Genomic DNA, 457 nt, shown 5'->3' with positions numbered 1-457 from the left:
TGAGGAAACGCGAAGCGTTTTCCAGCGCAGCACGCGAGGGCCGCAGGCCCGAAGCGGAAGCGGGCGGCGCCAGCCGCACGCGGACATCCCTCATCGCCCACCACTGATTTGATAGGCTCCCAGCAATGGGGGCCTTTCTTTTTTGGGCCCATCGCAGAGGGATTCGAACCCGCCAGCACATCTATCGCAAAGGCCGTGGTCAAAAAATGGCAAAAATGAGTACTGCTACTTTGTTTGCAACATATAAAAAGATAGTATTTGCTTTAGTTACGCAACATATGTCCATTATAAGTACTAACAGTTGGATCAAAATCGTGCTTTCATCGCCATTTTGACTTGCTATCTGGCCTTATTAGTCCAAAATTGCTGCTATCAAATCGGTAGCAGTACTCATATTTGATGTTTTTTGACCAGCAGGTCTCCCTGCCTTAGCAAATCTAAGGCAAAACGGGGTCCC

The sequence above is a fragment of the Collinsella sp. AM38-1BH genome, from assembly GCF_003467545.1.
Taxonomy (GTDB): Bacteria; Actinomycetota; Coriobacteriia; order Coriobacteriales; family Coriobacteriaceae; genus Collinsella.
This window is presented reverse-complemented; position numbering follows the sequence as displayed.